General features: G+C 67.5%; 16 protein-coding genes. 8 read left to right on the top strand and 8 right to left on the bottom strand.

Annotated features, from left to right (window positions below; translation table 11 throughout):
- Positions 1 to 56: 56 nt before the first annotated feature.
- Complete coding sequence (locus tag K5L94_RS18200) at positions 57 to 2,054, bottom strand: bifunctional DedA family/phosphatase PAP2 family protein (protein ID WP_053450710.1); 1,998 nt, start codon at positions 2,052 to 2,054, stop codon at positions 57 to 59.
- Between the two features lie 85 nt (positions 2,055 to 2,139).
- Between K5L94_RS18200 and K5L94_RS18195 the strand changes: the two genes are divergently transcribed.
- Complete coding sequence (locus K5L94_RS18195; RefSeq protein ID WP_006467385.1) at positions 2,140 to 2,802, top strand: serine/threonine-protein kinase; 663 nt, start codon at positions 2,140 to 2,142, stop codon at positions 2,800 to 2,802.
- A complete protein-coding gene (locus K5L94_RS18190) occupies positions 2,799 to 3,305 on the top strand; it encodes a DUF2867 domain-containing protein (RefSeq protein WP_274511105.1) in 507 nt (168 codons plus the stop codon). Before K5L94_RS18195 ends, K5L94_RS18190 begins: the two co-directional genes overlap by 4 nt.
- Before the next feature lie 111 nt (positions 3,306 to 3,416).
- On the opposite strand, the gene K5L94_RS18185 is transcribed toward K5L94_RS18190, so the two are convergent.
- Entirely contained in the window at positions 3,417 to 4,100 is a 684-nt protein-coding gene (locus tag K5L94_RS18185; protein ID WP_053511064.1) for a hypothetical protein, read from the bottom strand.
- Between the two features lie 108 nt (positions 4,101 to 4,208).
- On the opposite strand from K5L94_RS18185, the gene K5L94_RS18180 reads away from it, so the two are divergent.
- The 3 genes from K5L94_RS18180 to K5L94_RS18170 all read left to right on the top strand — a co-directional run bounded on the left by K5L94_RS18180 (position 4,209) and on the right by K5L94_RS18170 (position 7,223).
- Positions 4,209 to 5,027, top strand: a complete 819-nt coding sequence (locus K5L94_RS18180) for an SDR family oxidoreductase (RefSeq protein ID WP_274511103.1) — start codon at positions 4,209 to 4,211, stop codon at positions 5,025 to 5,027.
- Positions 5,028 to 5,120: 93 nt separating this feature from the next.
- Complete coding sequence (locus K5L94_RS18175) at positions 5,121 to 6,113, top strand: YiiG family protein (RefSeq protein WP_274511101.1); 993 nt, start codon at positions 5,121 to 5,123, stop codon at positions 6,111 to 6,113.
- Between the two features lie 177 nt (positions 6,114 to 6,290).
- A complete protein-coding gene (locus K5L94_RS18170) occupies positions 6,291 to 7,223 on the top strand; it encodes a YiiG family protein (RefSeq protein WP_180880890.1) in 933 nt (310 codons plus the stop codon).
- A 70-nt stretch (positions 7,224 to 7,293) separates the two neighbouring features.
- On the opposite strand, the gene K5L94_RS18165 is transcribed toward K5L94_RS18170, so the two are convergent.
- Positions 7,294 to 8,166, bottom strand: coding sequence for an ion transporter (locus K5L94_RS18165; protein ID WP_053450704.1), 873 nt, complete (start codon positions 8,164 to 8,166; stop codon positions 7,294 to 7,296).
- A 63-nt stretch (positions 8,167 to 8,229) separates the two neighbouring features.
- Between K5L94_RS18165 and K5L94_RS18160 the strand changes: the two genes are divergently transcribed.
- Positions 8,230 to 9,456: an acetylornithine transaminase gene (locus tag K5L94_RS18160; RefSeq protein WP_274511099.1), complete on the top strand. Its 1,227-nt coding sequence runs from the start codon at positions 8,230 to 8,232 to the stop codon at positions 9,454 to 9,456.
- 33 nt (positions 9,457 to 9,489) lie between these two features.
- On the opposite strand, the gene K5L94_RS18155 is transcribed toward K5L94_RS18160, so the two are convergent.
- Positions 9,490 to 10,092: an HAD-IA family hydrolase gene (locus K5L94_RS18155; protein WP_274511097.1), complete on the bottom strand. Its 603-nt coding sequence runs from the start codon at positions 10,090 to 10,092 to the stop codon at positions 9,490 to 9,492.
- Between the two features lie 122 nt (positions 10,093 to 10,214).
- Here K5L94_RS18155 and azu point away from each other — a divergent pair, with 122 nt between their 5' ends.
- Positions 10,215 to 10,664 carry an azurin gene (gene azu / locus K5L94_RS18150; RefSeq protein ID WP_053450701.1) on the top strand — a complete coding sequence of 150 codons (450 nt, stop codon included), beginning with the start codon at positions 10,215 to 10,217 and terminating at the stop codon, positions 10,662 to 10,664.
- A gap of 106 nt (positions 10,665 to 10,770) precedes the next feature.
- Here the strand turns inward: azu and hemL are convergent, their stop codons facing one another.
- Both hemL and thiE read right to left on the bottom strand, forming a co-directional pair.
- Positions 10,771 to 12,060: a glutamate-1-semialdehyde 2,1-aminomutase gene (hemL, locus tag K5L94_RS18145; RefSeq protein WP_053450700.1), complete on the bottom strand. Its 1,290-nt coding sequence runs from the start codon at positions 12,058 to 12,060 to the stop codon at positions 10,771 to 10,773.
- Between the two features lie 16 nt (positions 12,061 to 12,076).
- Positions 12,077 to 12,703 carry a thiamine phosphate synthase gene (gene thiE, locus K5L94_RS18140; protein ID WP_053450699.1) on the bottom strand — a complete coding sequence of 209 codons (627 nt, stop codon included), beginning with the start codon at positions 12,701 to 12,703 and terminating at the stop codon, positions 12,077 to 12,079.
- 34 nt (positions 12,704 to 12,737) lie between these two features.
- Here thiE and K5L94_RS18135 point away from each other — a divergent pair, with 34 nt between their 5' ends.
- Positions 12,738 to 12,962 (top strand): rubredoxin, encoded by a 225-nt coding sequence (locus K5L94_RS18135; protein ID WP_006467103.1) that lies wholly within the window; start codon positions 12,738 to 12,740, stop codon positions 12,960 to 12,962.
- Positions 12,963 to 13,029: 67 nt separating this feature from the next.
- On the opposite strand, the gene K5L94_RS18130 is transcribed toward K5L94_RS18135, so the two are convergent.
- Positions 13,030 to 13,875: a SirB1 family protein gene (locus K5L94_RS18130; protein WP_274511092.1), complete on the bottom strand. Its 846-nt coding sequence runs from the start codon at positions 13,873 to 13,875 to the stop codon at positions 13,030 to 13,032.
- 182 nt (positions 13,876 to 14,057) lie between these two features.
- Positions 14,058 to 14,501: a DUF192 domain-containing protein gene (locus K5L94_RS18125; protein ID WP_008266483.1), complete on the bottom strand. Its 444-nt coding sequence runs from the start codon at positions 14,499 to 14,501 to the stop codon at positions 14,058 to 14,060.
- Positions 14,502 to 14,504: the final 3 nt, after the last annotated feature.

Raw genomic sequence — 14,504 nt, 5'->3', positions numbered from 1 at the left:
GCCTTTACCCGAAGCGCCAACCAAGGTTGGCGACTACCAGAGCAGCACCGCCTCCGTCAGCGCGCGGTGGTCTTCAACCGCAGTACCGGCAACCCGGTCTCGCCGTGCACGTCCTCGCGCTGCGGCAGGCCCTGTACGGCCTCCTTCACCGCGTTCATGGCCGGGTCGACGCCGCGCAGCGGATGCCACATGCCGATCCATTCGAAGTGGCGCTCGTAGCGCAGGGTCTGTGCGCTGCCCAGCCATAGTGGCGTATCGCCGGGCTGCAGCTGGGCCGGGGCCGGCCACAGGCGCAGTACGTAGCGCTCATCCGGCTGCGCACCCTGGCGCACCATCAGCAGCGCTTCCACCCGCGTTTCCAGCGTGGCCGGCAGTACCGGCAGTTGGTCGGCGCCGGTGTTCTTGTCCAGCATCAGCAGGGCTTCCTGCCAGCCGGCCTGTTCCTGCCGCTTCCAGCCGCGGGCCTCCAGCTGCGCCTGCAGCGGCGCCAGCGGGCCGGCCACCTGCACGTCCAGCGGCCAGCGCTGGTCATCATCGAACTCGTTGCGGCGCGCCGGCAGCGTCGACCAGTCGTGCTGCCACCACGCCTGCATGTCCATCGCCTGCGGCGCCGGCAGGGTCGGTTCAAAGCGCTCCAGCTTCACCGGGATGTGGCGCGGCGCGTACCACATCGCCGCCAGGGCGAAGACGCCGTAGAACAGCCACGCCACCGGCTTCACCCAGAACGAGCGGTTGAAGCGCCGACGGTAGGCGATGCCCAGCACCAGCAGCCAGAACGTGCCGAACAGCATGCCGCCGATCACATCGCTCAGCCAATGTGCACCCAGGTACAGCCGCGAGAAGCCGATCAGGCTGACCACGATGCCCGACACCAGGTACGGCCAGACGCGGGTGCGGCCCGGCATCTCGCGCGCGATCAGCACCGCGAAGAAGCCGAAGGTGATGGTGGCCATGGTCACCGACACCGACGGGAAGCCGAAGCCGCTGCTGGCATCGACCGGGCGCACCACATCCACGGTGGCGCCGAGCAGCATGGTCAGCGCCAGGCCGAAGGCCAGTGCGGCCAGCCAGTGCGCGGCGGCCATCCAGCGTCGGCGCCAGATCAGGTAGCCCATCGCCGCCGCGGTGGCCGGCAGCAGTACCTGCCAGGCGCCCAGCGACGCCAGCGCGGCCATCGGGTAGTCGGCCAGCGGGTTGCGCAGCGCCAGCATGGCCTGGTGCACCAGCAGGTCGATCGCCAGCGGTTCGCCATGCGCGACCACCACGGTCAGCAGCGCGAACCAGCCCCAGCCCAGCACCAGCAGCATCAGCGCCAGCATCGCCAGCGGTACCGATTCACGTCGTTTCGGGTCGAGCACGCCGACGGTGTAGCGGCCCAGCGTCGGGTGGCGGTTGGACCAGTCCAGCAGGCGCGCCAGCCAGTTGTCCATGCGTGCGGCCGACCAGCGGTAGCCGTACAGCACGATGGCCCAGACCAGGCCGAGGATCACCATCAGCAGGCCGACCACCACCACCAGGCGTCCGGCCACGGCGGCCACCGCGTCATAGGCTTCGCCCAGAACCCAGCCGGGGGCCAGGAACAGCACCGCCCAGGAAATGCTGGCGATGCCGCTGGCCTGCATGTAGCGGCTGGCAGGCATCTTCATCATGCCGGCAATGGCCGGCACGAACGGGCGGATCGCACCGACGTAGCGTGCGATCAGGATGCTCTTGAACGCATTGCGGCGGAACAGGTTCTCGCCGCGATCGAGCAGCTGCGGATAGCGGCTGAACGGCCAGATGCCGCGCAGGCGGTCACCCCAGCGACGGCCGATCCAATAGCTGATGCCATCACCGGCGAACGCGCCCAACGCTGCCGCCGCCACCGCGTACGGCCCGGAGATCTGGCCCAGGCCGATGAACACGCCCACCGCGAACAGCAGCGGCAGGGCCGGCACGATGGCGCCGAGAATGATGACCGCATCGCAGAAGGCGATGAGGAAGATAACGGCACCCGCCAGCACGGGGTGAGCGGCAATCCACGCGAGGGTGGCGTCGATCCATGAAGAGTCCATTGCCCGATTATAGGGGCGTGAAGGTGACTGGTTCCCAGCCGCTTCGTGACCGTTTGCAACCGGCGCCATCGCCTAGAATGGGCCCATGCCGCATACGCCAGACGCTCCACCGCATGCCTTGAAGGCCGACAGCTTCGGCCGCATCCTCCTTGTGAAAGGCCCCGATGGCCCGTTCGTGCGCCGCGATCTGGGCGCCACGCCGCTGTGGCTGCGGCTGCCTGCGTGGTGGCTGGCACGCCGCGAAGCACGCGCGCTGCAGCACATCCATGGCATGCCTGACGTACCGCAGTTGCTGGCCTGGGATGGCCGCCACCTCGACCGCAGCTTCATGGCGGGCGATGCGATGTACCAGCGTCCACCCCGCGGCGACGTGGCCTGGTTCCATTCGGCGCGACGGCTGCTGCAGCACCTGCATCGGCGTGGCGTGGCCCACAATGATCTGGCCAAGGAAGCCAACTGGCTGGTCACCGAGGATGGCCGTCCAGCGCTGATCGACTTCCAGCTGGCGGTGATCGGCGATCCGCGTTCGCGCTGGATGCGCCTGCTGGCCCGCGAGGACCTGCGCCACCTGCTCAAGCACAAGCGCATGTATTGCCGCGAGTCGCTCACTCCGGTGGAGAAGCGCGTGCTCAAGCGCACTTCGTGGGTGCGCGAGCTGTGGTTCGCCACCGGCAAGCCGGTCTACCGCTTCGTCACCCGGCGCATCCTGCACTGGGAAGACAACGAGGGGCAGGGGCCGAAGCCGTGAGGGCATCGCAGGTGGTGACCGCCGCGCCGAGTGCGGGCAGCGTGCTGCGCGCGCAGACGGCCGGTGCCCACTTTGTACATGCCTGCCAGGCCAGCACACAGCGCGGGGATCGAACCGCGTTGCAGGCCTACCGTGACATGGCGGCGAGCATTCCTGGCTGGTTCGACGGGCTGATGGCACTGCGCAATCGCGGCATGCGCCTGTTGGGCATGAAGGACCTGGGTTCGCTGCGCGCTGTGCAGGACATCGAGCAACCGCGTCCGGGGCAGCGGCTCGGCATCTTCACGCTGCAGTCGCTGGATGCCGATGCCATCGTGCTGGAAGACAACGACCGCCACCTGCGCGTGCAGTTGGCCCTGCAGTGGCAGGGCGATGTGCTGGAAGTGGCGACGGTGGTGCACACCCACAACGCGTTCGGGCGCCTGTACATGCTGCCGGTAGCCCCGGTGCACCGGCTGATCGTGCCGCACCTGCTGCAGAAGCAGGTACGCGCGTATGGGTAGGTCCAGGCAATGCGTGGATGCGCCGAGGCCGTTGTAGAGTCGAGCTCGCTCGACTGAAACGCCAGAATCAGTCGAGCAAGCTCGACTCCACGAAGGTGAGTGCCGGTGACCTTACGGCGCCGCCGGCACCACCTGCTGGCCAATGAAGTTGCGCTTGGCGTCGAAGTCGTAGGCGATCTGCAGCTGGCCCACATCCGGGCAGGCGTGGCAGTCGCGCAGCGGTGTGCGGTACAGCAGGCGGATGCCGCCATTCTCCAGCGGCGTCGCTCCCGCCGACTGCGCGGGTGCGAACGGCGTCGCCTGCGGGTTGGCCTTCAGCAGTTCCTGCACCGTCGGGTCCGCGCGCAGGGTGTCGTCCAGCTGCACGGCATCCACATCGATGCGCTTGCCACTGGCGTCGACCAGGCGGGTGCCTTCGTTGGTGTTGGCGCGGAACGGGTACTCCACCGTGGCCACGCCCAGCCCGTCACTCTCGTGCCAAGCGGTCACGTAGGCCAGTTCGCCGCCGGTGGACAACTGTTCGGCGGCGGTGATCGCATCGGCGCTGGCGCCACCGGCGTGCATCGCATCGCGCAGGCAGTCACGCGTGGCCGCATTCTCGCCCTGGCGGCAGGCGTTGAGGTCGCCATCCCAGACCACCGCCTCACTCCAGCGCATCCTGCCATCCGCAGCGGCCTTGGCCGCGCTGGGCGCGTCACCGGCGGACGGCTCCTTGCCGGGTTCCGGCGAACGGCCCTGGCAGGCGGTCAGCAGGGCGAGCCCCAAGGCAGGCAGCAGCAGGCGGGAACGGCGCATGGCGTGGACCTCGTGCGTTGTCTGGAGGCCCGAGTATCGTCAAGGCCGGGTGAACTCCGCGTCGGCGCGGCATACTAGCGGCTCATTGCATACGCTGGAGTGTGGAACGTGGGCAGTCTGCAGGGCAAAACGCTTTTCATCACCGGTGGCTCGCGCGGCATCGGCCTGGCCATCGCGTTGCGCGCCGCGCGTGACGGCGCCAACGTGGCGATCGCCGCCAAGTCGTCGGTGCCGAATCCGAAGTTGCCGGGCACCATCCACAGCGCGGCCGAGGCGGTTACGGCGGCCGGTGGCCAGGGCCTGGCCCTGAAGTGCGACATCCGCGAGGAAGAGCAGGTGCAGGCGGCCGTCGCCGCCACCGTCGACACCTTCGGTGGCATCGACATCCTGGTCAACAACGCCAGCGCAATCTGGCTGCGCGGCACGCTGGATACGCCGATGAAGCGCTTCGACCTGATGCAGCAGGTCAACGCGCGCGGCAGCTTCCTGTGCGCACAGGCCTGCCTGCCTTACCTGCTGCAGGCGCCCAACCCGCATATCCTCACCCTGGCACCGCCGCCCAGCCTGGAGCCGAAGTGGTGGGGCCCGCACACCGGCTATACGCTGGCGAAGATGGGCATGAGCTTCGTCACCCTCGGCGTGGCCGCGGAGTTCGGCCCGCAGGGCGTGGCGGTCAATGCGCTGTGGCCGCGCACGGTAATTGCCACCGATGCGATCAACATGATTCCGGGCGTGGATGCCGCCGGCTGCCGCACGCCGCAGATCATGGCCGACGCCGCGCATGCCGTGCTGGTGCGCGAAGCGGCGGGTTTCCACGGCCGGTTCCTGATCGATGATGAGGTGCTGGCGCAGGCCGGTGTCACCGATCTGTCGGGCTATGCAGTGGATGCGTCGCGGCCGTTGCTGCCGGACCTGTTCCTGGATTGAGCTTGACCCGCTGGACGAGGCCGAGGGCTGCGACCCTCGGCCTGCTGCGCTAGAATGCGCAGCTGTAATCGTTTTCAACAAGGAAGTGAACGCATGTCACGCACTCTTTCCCACGCGGCGCTGGCCGCGTCGCTGTCATTGATCCTGGGCGCCTGCGGTGGCAAGGCGCCGGCAACCGCGGGTGACGCTGGTCCTTCCGGCAAGCCGGACGCAAGTACCGCAAGCTCCGACGCACAGCAGCAGTTGACCGCAAAGCTCAACGCCTACATCGGCTGCTTCAACGCGCTTGATTCGAAAACACACGGCAGCATCGAGTCCTACACGCGCTGGATCAAGGACGTCGACGCCGGCCCGAGCGGGCGCGAGACGCAGGTGTACGGGCCGTTCGAGATCAGCGACTACGACATGAAGCAGTGCGACGCGCCGGTGACCGAAGCGATCGCTGCCAAGCCGGCCCTGGCCGATCTTGATGCCGCTGCTGGCCGGTATCAGCAGGCGCTGAAGGCACTGGTGCCGCTCAGCAAGGACGCGCACGACTACTACGATCGCCAGGACTACGAAGACGACCAGTTTGCCAAGGGCAAGCAGATGCATGCGCCTTTGATGGCCGCCTTCAAGGACTTCGTGGTTGCCAGCGAAACGTTCAACACCGCGCTGGAGCGCCACAACGACGCTGCCCAGCGCGAGCAGCTCAAAGCACTGGAACAGGCCGAGGGGCGCACGCGCGAGTACTACCGCCTGGCGATGATGCTGGAAGCGAAGGCGATCGTGGAGTTGATGACCGATGACGGCTTTGATCAGGCCGCGGCCCGCGAGCACCTGGATGCCTTCAACCGCATTTCCGATGAAGCGCACGCCAAGGTTGCCGACCAGCAGCCGGGCAAGACGGACTGGGAAGGCTTCGAGCGTGGAGCCGAGAATTTCCGCCGCGAAGGCAAGGAGCGGCTGCAGCGTGTCAGCGAGAACAAGCCCTACACCGATTTCGAGCGGCGCATGCTTGATTCGCCCTCGATGGCGCCGCGCGGCTCTGCCAGCAAGCTGATGCAGGAGTACAACGCGCTCGTTTTCCAGAGCAATCGCCAGTAACCGAGGCGTTCATCGCGCCATTTTGTCGTAATCGAACAGGTCGATTGCGACGTGACCCATGGCGGGGCGCCGAAGGGCGGCGTCTTCCGGCGCTGCCGGGACGGGTGTGGGCGCGATGAACCACGATGACTGCAGTTTTTACTTGTGCAAGGAACTGATTTGAACGCATCCACACGTATGCTTCCGTTGCTTCTGCTTGGCTCGCTGGCAGGCCTGGCCGGCTGCAACAAGCCGGCGGGGTTGGCCGTGGCCGACCCCGGGCTGGTAAAGGTCAATGCCTACATCGAGTGCTACAACGGCGTCGAGCAGCCCGTCCACGAAGGTTTCCAGGCCTACACCGGCTGGATGAAGGATCCCGAGGCCGGCCCGACCGGCAAGGAAGCGCAACCGCGCTCGCCCGGCAAGGTGCTGTCGCACCGGGTCGAGTATTGCGGCCAGTCGATGACCGACGCACTGGCGAAGACCCCGGCACTGCCGATGGATGGCCCCGCGCGCGACTATCAGCAGGCGTTCCAGGCCCTGAATGCCCTGACCGAGCGCGCCGATGGCTACTTCACCCGTGAAGACTACCGTCGTGATGGGGGCGAAGGCATGCGTGCACAGCATGCGCCGCTGATGCAGGCCTATGCCGCCTTCTTCAAGGCCAGCGAAGCGATGGATGTGGCGCTGGAGAAGAACGAGAACGAGCGCCGCGCCGCGGAGCTGAAGCGGATCGAGGAAAGCGAGGGTCGCTCGCTGGCCTACTACCACCTGCGCATTCTCGGCGACGGCAAGCAGCTGGCCATGGCGTTCCAGGGCGACGCGCCGGACCTGGCGGTAGTGCGCAAGCAGCTGGCCGACTATCAGGCGCTGGTGACCGAAGTGCAGAACGGCGGTGTCGGCAAGGATGACCCGATGTGGGGCCACGTGCAGCGCTCGGCTGACAAGCTGGTGCGTACCGCAGGCCGCGGCGTCGAGCGCCTGGAACAGGGGAAGCCGATCAGCGCCGAAGCGCTGGCGGCCGAGCGCAAGGCCTCGGGCAGCTGGCTCACCACCGATCCTGAAGGCGCGCAGTCGACGATCCTGGACGCCTACAACGACCTGGTGACCACCAGCAACCGCCTGCGCTGAGCGGTGCCGCGCGGCCACGCAGCGCGTGGATCCGCCAAGGGCAGCGCCGGGTCATCCCCGGCGTGCGCCCTCAATGGTTGAACGCATCCGGCAGTTCACCACCGCACCTGCGGCAGTGGCGGGCGTCCGGCTCGTGGCCTTCCAGCCCGCAGTGCGGGCAGCCGCGGGCATCGCGGCGTGCGGCCAGCTCGGCTTCGCGCATGGTGCTGGCCAGTTCGGCGGTGTAGATGCCGGTGGGCACGGCGATGATGCTGTAGCCGATCAGGATCAGTACCGAGGTGACGAAGCGGCCGAGTACGGTCTGCGGCACGATGTCGCCGAAACCGACCGTGGCCATGGTCACAACCGCCCAGTACATGCTGGCCGGAATGTTGCTGAAGCCATGTTCCGGCCCTTCGATCACGTACATCAGTGCGCCAGCGATGATGGTGATGGTGATCACCGTGAACAGGAACACCAGCACCTTGCGCCGGCTGCGCCACAGCGACGTCATCAGCACGCCGCTTTCCTCGATGTAGCGGGTCAGCTTGAGGATGCGGAACACGCGCAGGATGCGCAGCGCGCGCACCACCAGCAGGCTCTGCGCGCCGGGAATGAACATCGACAGGTAGGCGGGCAGGATCGACAGCAGGTCGATGATGCCCCAGATGCTTACCGCATAGCGCAGCGGGCGCTTGACCACCGCCAGCCGCAGCAGGTACTCGGCGGTGAAGATGATCGTGAACGCCCATTCCAGGATGTACAGGCCGGTGGACCATTCGGCATGCAGGTGCTGCACGCTGTCGATCATCACCACCAGGATGCTGGCGATGATCGCCACCACCAGGATCAGGTCGAAATTGCGCGAAGGCCGCGAGTCGTGGCGGTAGATGATGTCGAACCACCGACGGCGCCAGCCGGTCTCGGTGGCGGGGTTCAGCTGGGGGGCGGAAAACGGTCGCATGGGCGCATTGTGCCGCAGGGGTTCCGGCGCGAGAATGGGGATTCCTGAACCCTGCCGACTGCCATGACCGCCGCGACCGACCCGCTGATCTCCCTTTCGCACTACTACCTGCCGGTCTACAAGCCCCGCCAGGTGGTACTGGAGCGAGGCCAGGGCGCCCGCGTGTGGGACAGCCAGGGCCGTGAGTTCATCGACCTGGCCGCCGGCATCGCCGTGTGTGGCCTGGGCCATAACGACCCGGACCTGGTGGCCGCGCTGGTCGAGCAGGCCGGCAAGCTCTGGCACACCAGCAACGTGTTCTACAGCGCACCGCCGCTGCACCTGGCCGAAGAGCTGGTGAAGGCCAGCCGCTTCGCCGAGCGCGTGTTCCTGTGCAATTCCGGCGCCGAAGCCAACGAAGTGGCGATCAAGATGGTCCGCAAGTGGGCCTCCAGCCAGGGCCGCCCGGCCGACAAGCGGGTGATCATCACCTTCCGTGGCAGCTTCCACGGCCGCACCCTGGGCGCGGTGACCGCCACTGCCCAGCCGAAGTACCAGGAAGGCTACGAGCCGCTGCCCGGTGGCTTCCGCTACATCGATTTCAACGATGAAGTGCAGCTGGAAACCGCAATGGCCGCCGGTGACGTGGCAGCGGTGATGCTGGAGCCGATCCAGGGCGAGGGCGGCGTGATGCCGGCCAAGTCCGGTTTCCTCAAGCGCGTGCGCGAGCTGTGCGACCAGCACAACGCGCTGCTGGTGCTGGACGAGATCCAGGCCGGCATGGGCCGCACCGGCACGTTGTTCGCACACTGGCAGGACGATGTGGTGCCGGACATGGTCACCCTGGCCAAGGCACTGGGCGGTGGTTTCCCGATCGGCGCGATGCTGGCCGGCCCGAAGGTGGCCGAGACCATGCAGTTTGGCGCGCACGGCACCACCTTCGGTGGCAACCCGCTGGCCGCGGCGGTCGCCCGCGTGGCCTTGCGCAAGCTGGCTTCGGCGGAGATCGCCGCAAACGTCAGCCGCCAGTCGAAGGCGCTGCGCGATGGCTTCGCCCGCATCAATGAAGAGTTTGGCGTGTTCAGCGAGGTGCGTGGCCGTGGCCTGATGCTCGGTGCGGTGCTGAGCAAGGACTTTGCCGGCCAGGCCGGTGCCATCCTCGACCATGCCGCCGAGCAGGGCCTGCTGACCCTGCAGGCCGGCCCGGACGTGCTGCGCTTCGTCCCGTCGCTGAACATCACCGACGAAGAAGTGGCCGAAGGCCTGAAGCGCCTGCGCGCGGCGATTGCCGCGTTCATCGCCGCGCGCTGATCCTTGGCGGTAGAGCCGGGCCGATGCTCGGCTCTACAGGATTGCGTAGCGCTTCAACACCTTCCCCAACCCGCGCCCGTCGCGCACCGTTTCGGCGTTCAGGCCGGCCGCGCGCGCGCCGCGCACGTTGGCGAAAAGATCATCGACGAACAAGGTGCGCGCAGGCGCAACCTGCAGTACCTCGAGCACGCGCTGGAACACCCTTGGCTGCGGTTTGCGCAGGCCGAAATCGGCACTGCAGAACACGCGGTCCTGCAGCGCCGGAAACAGGTCCGGCAGCAGGGCGGGCAATGCCTGCACCATCAGCGCGCCGTTGTTGGTCAGTACCGCCATTGGTAGTTGCAGCGCCTGCAGCCGCTGCAGCACGGCCACCTGCGGGTGGCTGGCGGCCTGCCGTGCAGCCACCCAGGCGGCCACATCGAGCGTCCTGCCCAGAAGCCCGCCAAGCTGCGCCAGATAGGTTGGGCCATCCAGTGCGCCACGGTCATGCGCGGCGTCCAGCCCGCTGTCGTACAGCGCGGCCTGCACGGCCTGCGGGGAAACGTCCAGCGCCTGCGCCAGGTGCAGCACGCGCTGCGCGCGCTGGTACTGCACCAGCACGCCATCCACATCCAGCAGCAACAGGTCGATCCGCATCGGCCGAGCATGCCATTGCCATGGATGCGCGCAAACCCTGGAGCGTGCATGCGACAGACGGTCGCAGACGGGAGCGCATGGGCCTGCCTAGAATGGCGCTTGAATCCGCAGGAGATGCAGCGATGAAGGCTTGGACGGTGGCAGTGGGACTGGGTGCGCTGATGCTGGCGCCATCAGCGATGGCGCGGGTCTGTGCGGTGAGCATCGACAGCACCGACCAGATGAGCTTCAGCAGCCGCGAGATCAAGATTGCCGCCGACTGCAGTGCCGTGGACCTGACCCTGCGCCACACCGGCAAGCTGGCCGCCACCGCGATGGGGCACAACTGGGTGCTGACCCGCACGGCCGACTACCAGCCGGTGGCGATGGCGGGCATGCGCATGACCCTGGCCGACAGCTACCTGCCGAAGGCCGACAAGCGCGTTCTGGCCCACACCAAGGTCATTGGAGGTGGCGAGACCACGCGCGTGCGCTTCTCCACCCAGGGCCTGCAGAAGGGCGGTGACTACACCTTCTTCTGCTCGTTCCCCGGCCACTTCGCGATGATGAAGGGCAAGCTCGTCTTCGGTTGATGCCGTCTGTAGAGTCGAGCCATGCTCGACTGCTCTGTGCCAACCAAGGTTGGCACCTACCAGATGCGGCAGTGCCAACCAAGGTTGGCACCTGCCGGGGCAGCACTCAGCCCTTGGCGGCCTTGAATGCCACGCGTGCAGCGGCCAGCGTCGCCTCGATCACGGCATCGTCGTGGGCGCTGGACAGGAAACCGGCCTCGTAGGCGGACGGTGCCAGGAACACGCCCTGTTCCAGCATCGCGTGGAAGAAGCGGTTGAACGCCGGGATGTCGCAGGCGGTGGCCTGCGCATAGGTCTCCACCTTTTCGCTGGTGAAGAACAGCCCGAACATCGCGCCTACGCGGGTGGTGGTCACCGCCACGCCAGCTTCGGCGGCGGCGGCTTCAAGGCCGGCGCACAGGCGCGCGGTGCGCTCGGCGAGGTCGGCGTGGAAGCCCGGCTGCTGGACAAGTTCCAGCATCGCCAGGCCGGCGGCCATCGCCACCGGATTGCCGCTCAGCGTGCCAGCCTGGTAGATCGGGCCGGCCGGGGCGATCTGCTGCATCAGCTCGCGGCGACCGCCATAGGCGCCCACCGGCATGCCGCCGCCGATGATCTTGCCGAAGGTGGTCAGGTCCGGGGTGATGCCGTAGTGCGCCTGCGCACCGCCAAGGGCAACGCGGAAGCCGGTCATCACCTCGTCGAAGATCAGCAGCGCGCCGTGCTTCGTGCACAGTTCGCGCAGGTGCTGCAGGTAACCCTCGCGCGGGGGAATGCAGTTGGCGTTGCCGACCACCGGTTCGATGATCAGGCCGGCGATGTCGTCACCCTGCTGTTCGAACAGTGCGGTGGCGGCTTCGAAGTCGTTGTAGGGCAGGGTCAGGGTCAGCTCGCTCAGCCCGGCCGGAACACCCGGTGAGGTCGGCACGCCCAGGGTCAGCATGCCGCTGCCGGCCTTGACCAGGAACGAGTCGCCGTGGCCGTGGTAGCAGCCTTCGAACTTGACGATGCGATTGCGGCCGGTGGCGCCGCGCGCCAGGCGGATCGCCGACAGCGTGGCTTCGGTGCCGGAGTTGACCATGCGCACCATCTCGCAGGACGGCACCAGGCGGGTGATGGTCTCGGCCATGGTCACTTCGGCCGCGCACGGTGCGCCGAACGAGAGGCCGTTGTCGATGGCCTTCTTCACCGCCTGGCGCACCGCCGGGTGGTTGTGGCCGACGATCATCGGGCCCCAGGAACCGACGTAGTCGATGTAGCGGTTGCCGTCGACGTCGTACAGGTAGGCGCCGTCGGCGCGCTCGACGAAGAACGGCTCGCCGCCGACCGACTTGAACGCGCGCACCGGCGAATTGACGCCGCCCGGCAGCAGCTGCTGGGCGCGGGAGAACAGGGCGTGGGACTGGTCGTGGTTCATGGGGCTTTCCTGGGTGTTACGCGAACTGGGCGAGGAGGGCGTGCTGGGTTGCGACCGGGTCTTCGGCGGCGAACACGCTGCTGACCACGGCGACCAGGTCGGCGCCGGCGTCGATGATGGGACCGACATTGTCCGGGGTCAGCCCGCCGATCGCCACCCGCGGCACGCCCAGTGCGGCGCTTTGCCGCAGCAGGTCGGGGTGGGCGCGGCTGCTGGTGATCTTGGTGGTGGTGGGGAAGAAGGCGCCAAAGGCCACATAGCTGGCGCCGGCGGCCACGGCCTTTTCTGCATTGGCCAGCTGGTCGTAGCAGGACGCGCCGATGATGGCCTCGGCCCCCAGCAGCGCACGCGCGCTGGGGATGTCGCCGTCGGTGCCGCCCAGATGCACGCCGGCCGCGCCGACCGCCTTGGCCAGCAGCGGGTCGTCATTGATGATCAGCGGTACGCCATGGGCAGCGCACAGGCCCTGCAGGGCAGTGGCCTGCTCCTGCCGCAGGGCGTCACTGGCGGTCTTGTTGCGGTACTGCAGCCAGGTGGCGCCGGCGGCCAGCAGCGGCGCGGTGCGTACCAGCAGGCGTGCGGTATCGGGTTCATCCGGGGTGATCAGGTAGACGCCGCGGGGCGCCGGGGAAGCTGAAGTCATCGATGGCTACCGGTGAGTGGACCGCAATGGGACAATGGCGGCCCGTGAATCCAGCCCTGATTATCCGATGAGCGATGCCACCCCCACCACCTTGCGTACCTGGATGTGCGTGGTCTGCGGCTTCCTGTACAGCGAAGCGGACGGCTTGCCGGAGGAGGGCATCGCGCCGGGCACGCGCTGGGAGGACATTCCCGAGACCTGGACCTGCCCGGACTGCGGGGTGACCAAGGCCGATTTCGAGATGGTCGAGGTCGATTGACCAGCCCCGTCTGTGGGTGCGGACCGTTGGGGTGGGTGCGGACCGTTGGTCCGCACACCTGACAGAATCAATGCAGCCGCGGCATCGGCCCGCCAAGGTCGATCAGCTTCTCGCGCAGCCACTGCGCATCGCTCGCCTCGGGGTTGCGCTTCAGGTACTGGCCCAGGTCATGACGGGCCCCGGCCAGGTACTCCAGCTGCAGGTAGGCCAGGCCGCGGTCGCGCAGGGCGTCGTCCTGTTCCGGGGCCAGCTTGAGCAGCCGGTCGGCACTGCGTGCGGCGCGGTCCCATTCGCCGGCCTCGGCATAGACGCCATGCAGGTTGCGCAGCATGCGCATCAGGATCGCGCGCGCCGGCGCCGGGTCGAGGATCTGCGCCAGCACCTGGTCGTCGGGCATCTGCCCGCCCAGGTGTGACTTGGCCCGCTCGCGCAGTTCATCCACGTCCAGTGGCCGGCCGCCGTTGAACGGGTCCATCACCAGCACGCCGTCATCCACCGGCAGGCGCACCAGGAAGTGGCCGGGGAAAGACACGCCATCAAGGGGAATACCCAGCCGGCGCGAGACTTCCATCTGCACCAGGGCCAGCGAGATCGGATTGCCCAGGCGGCGCTCGAACACCTGGTTGAGGTAGCTGTTGCGCGGGTCGTAGTACTCGTCGTGGTCGCCGCTGTAGCCCAGCTCGTCGAACAGGTGGCGGTTGATCGCCGCCATCTTCAACGGGCTGTTGTCGATGGCCTCCACTTCCGAGCGGAGGTGGTCGACATGGCTCTGGATCAGCGCCTCGTAGGTGGACGGCTGCAGATCGGGGTATTCATCGCGCGCGATCAGCAGTGCGGTTGGCAACAGCGGCAGCGCCTCGTCTTCGAGGTCGGCCAGTGCATCCCAGTCGGGGAGTGTGATCCGGTCCTGCATGGTCACAGACTGGCGTCATTCGCAGACGGTTTCAAGCGGTGCCGCGTGAAAAAGCCATGGCCTGGGCCGATGGGCTTCCAGTGGGTGTGGACCTTGGTCCACACCACAGCCTGCCCGTGCGCGGCAAGCCAGTGCCGACCAAGGTCGGCACCTACCGGTCCTGCTCAATGCAGGGCGAAGATCTACTCGATGCCCGGGCCGAAGGTCAGCGCGGTGCCGTCCTTCAGCTTCAGCTTTTCGGCCTGGCCGGCGTTGAGTTCCAGCACGTAGCGCGCCGGGCCGCCGCTGGGGTACGGCGGACACATGTCGCCGGCCGAGCACGGCGGCACGTCGCGCTGCTGGCTGACCAGTTTGCGTTCGTTGTCGAAGTACAGGATGTCCAGCGCGATCTTGGTGTTCTTCATCCAGTACGCCTGCATCTCTTCGCGGTCGTGGACGAACAGCATGCCGTGGTCGGCCGCCATCTGGTCGCGGAACATCAGCCCGCGCGCGCGGGTTTCATCGTTGGTGGCCAGCTCGACCTGGTAGCGGGCGCCGTCCAGCTCGACCCAGTGGCGGGCCGCGTCGGTGGCGCAGCCGGCCAGGGCCAGCAGCGGAAGCATCAGCAGCGAACGCAACAGCGACATCGT

Origin of the sequence: Stenotrophomonas forensis, from assembly GCF_028752115.1 — a bacterium.
Lineage (GTDB): Bacteria > Pseudomonadota > Gammaproteobacteria > Xanthomonadales > Xanthomonadaceae > Stenotrophomonas > Stenotrophomonas forensis.
The sequence above is the reverse complement of the archived record's forward strand: the minus strand, read 5'-3'. Positions and strand labels throughout refer to the sequence as shown.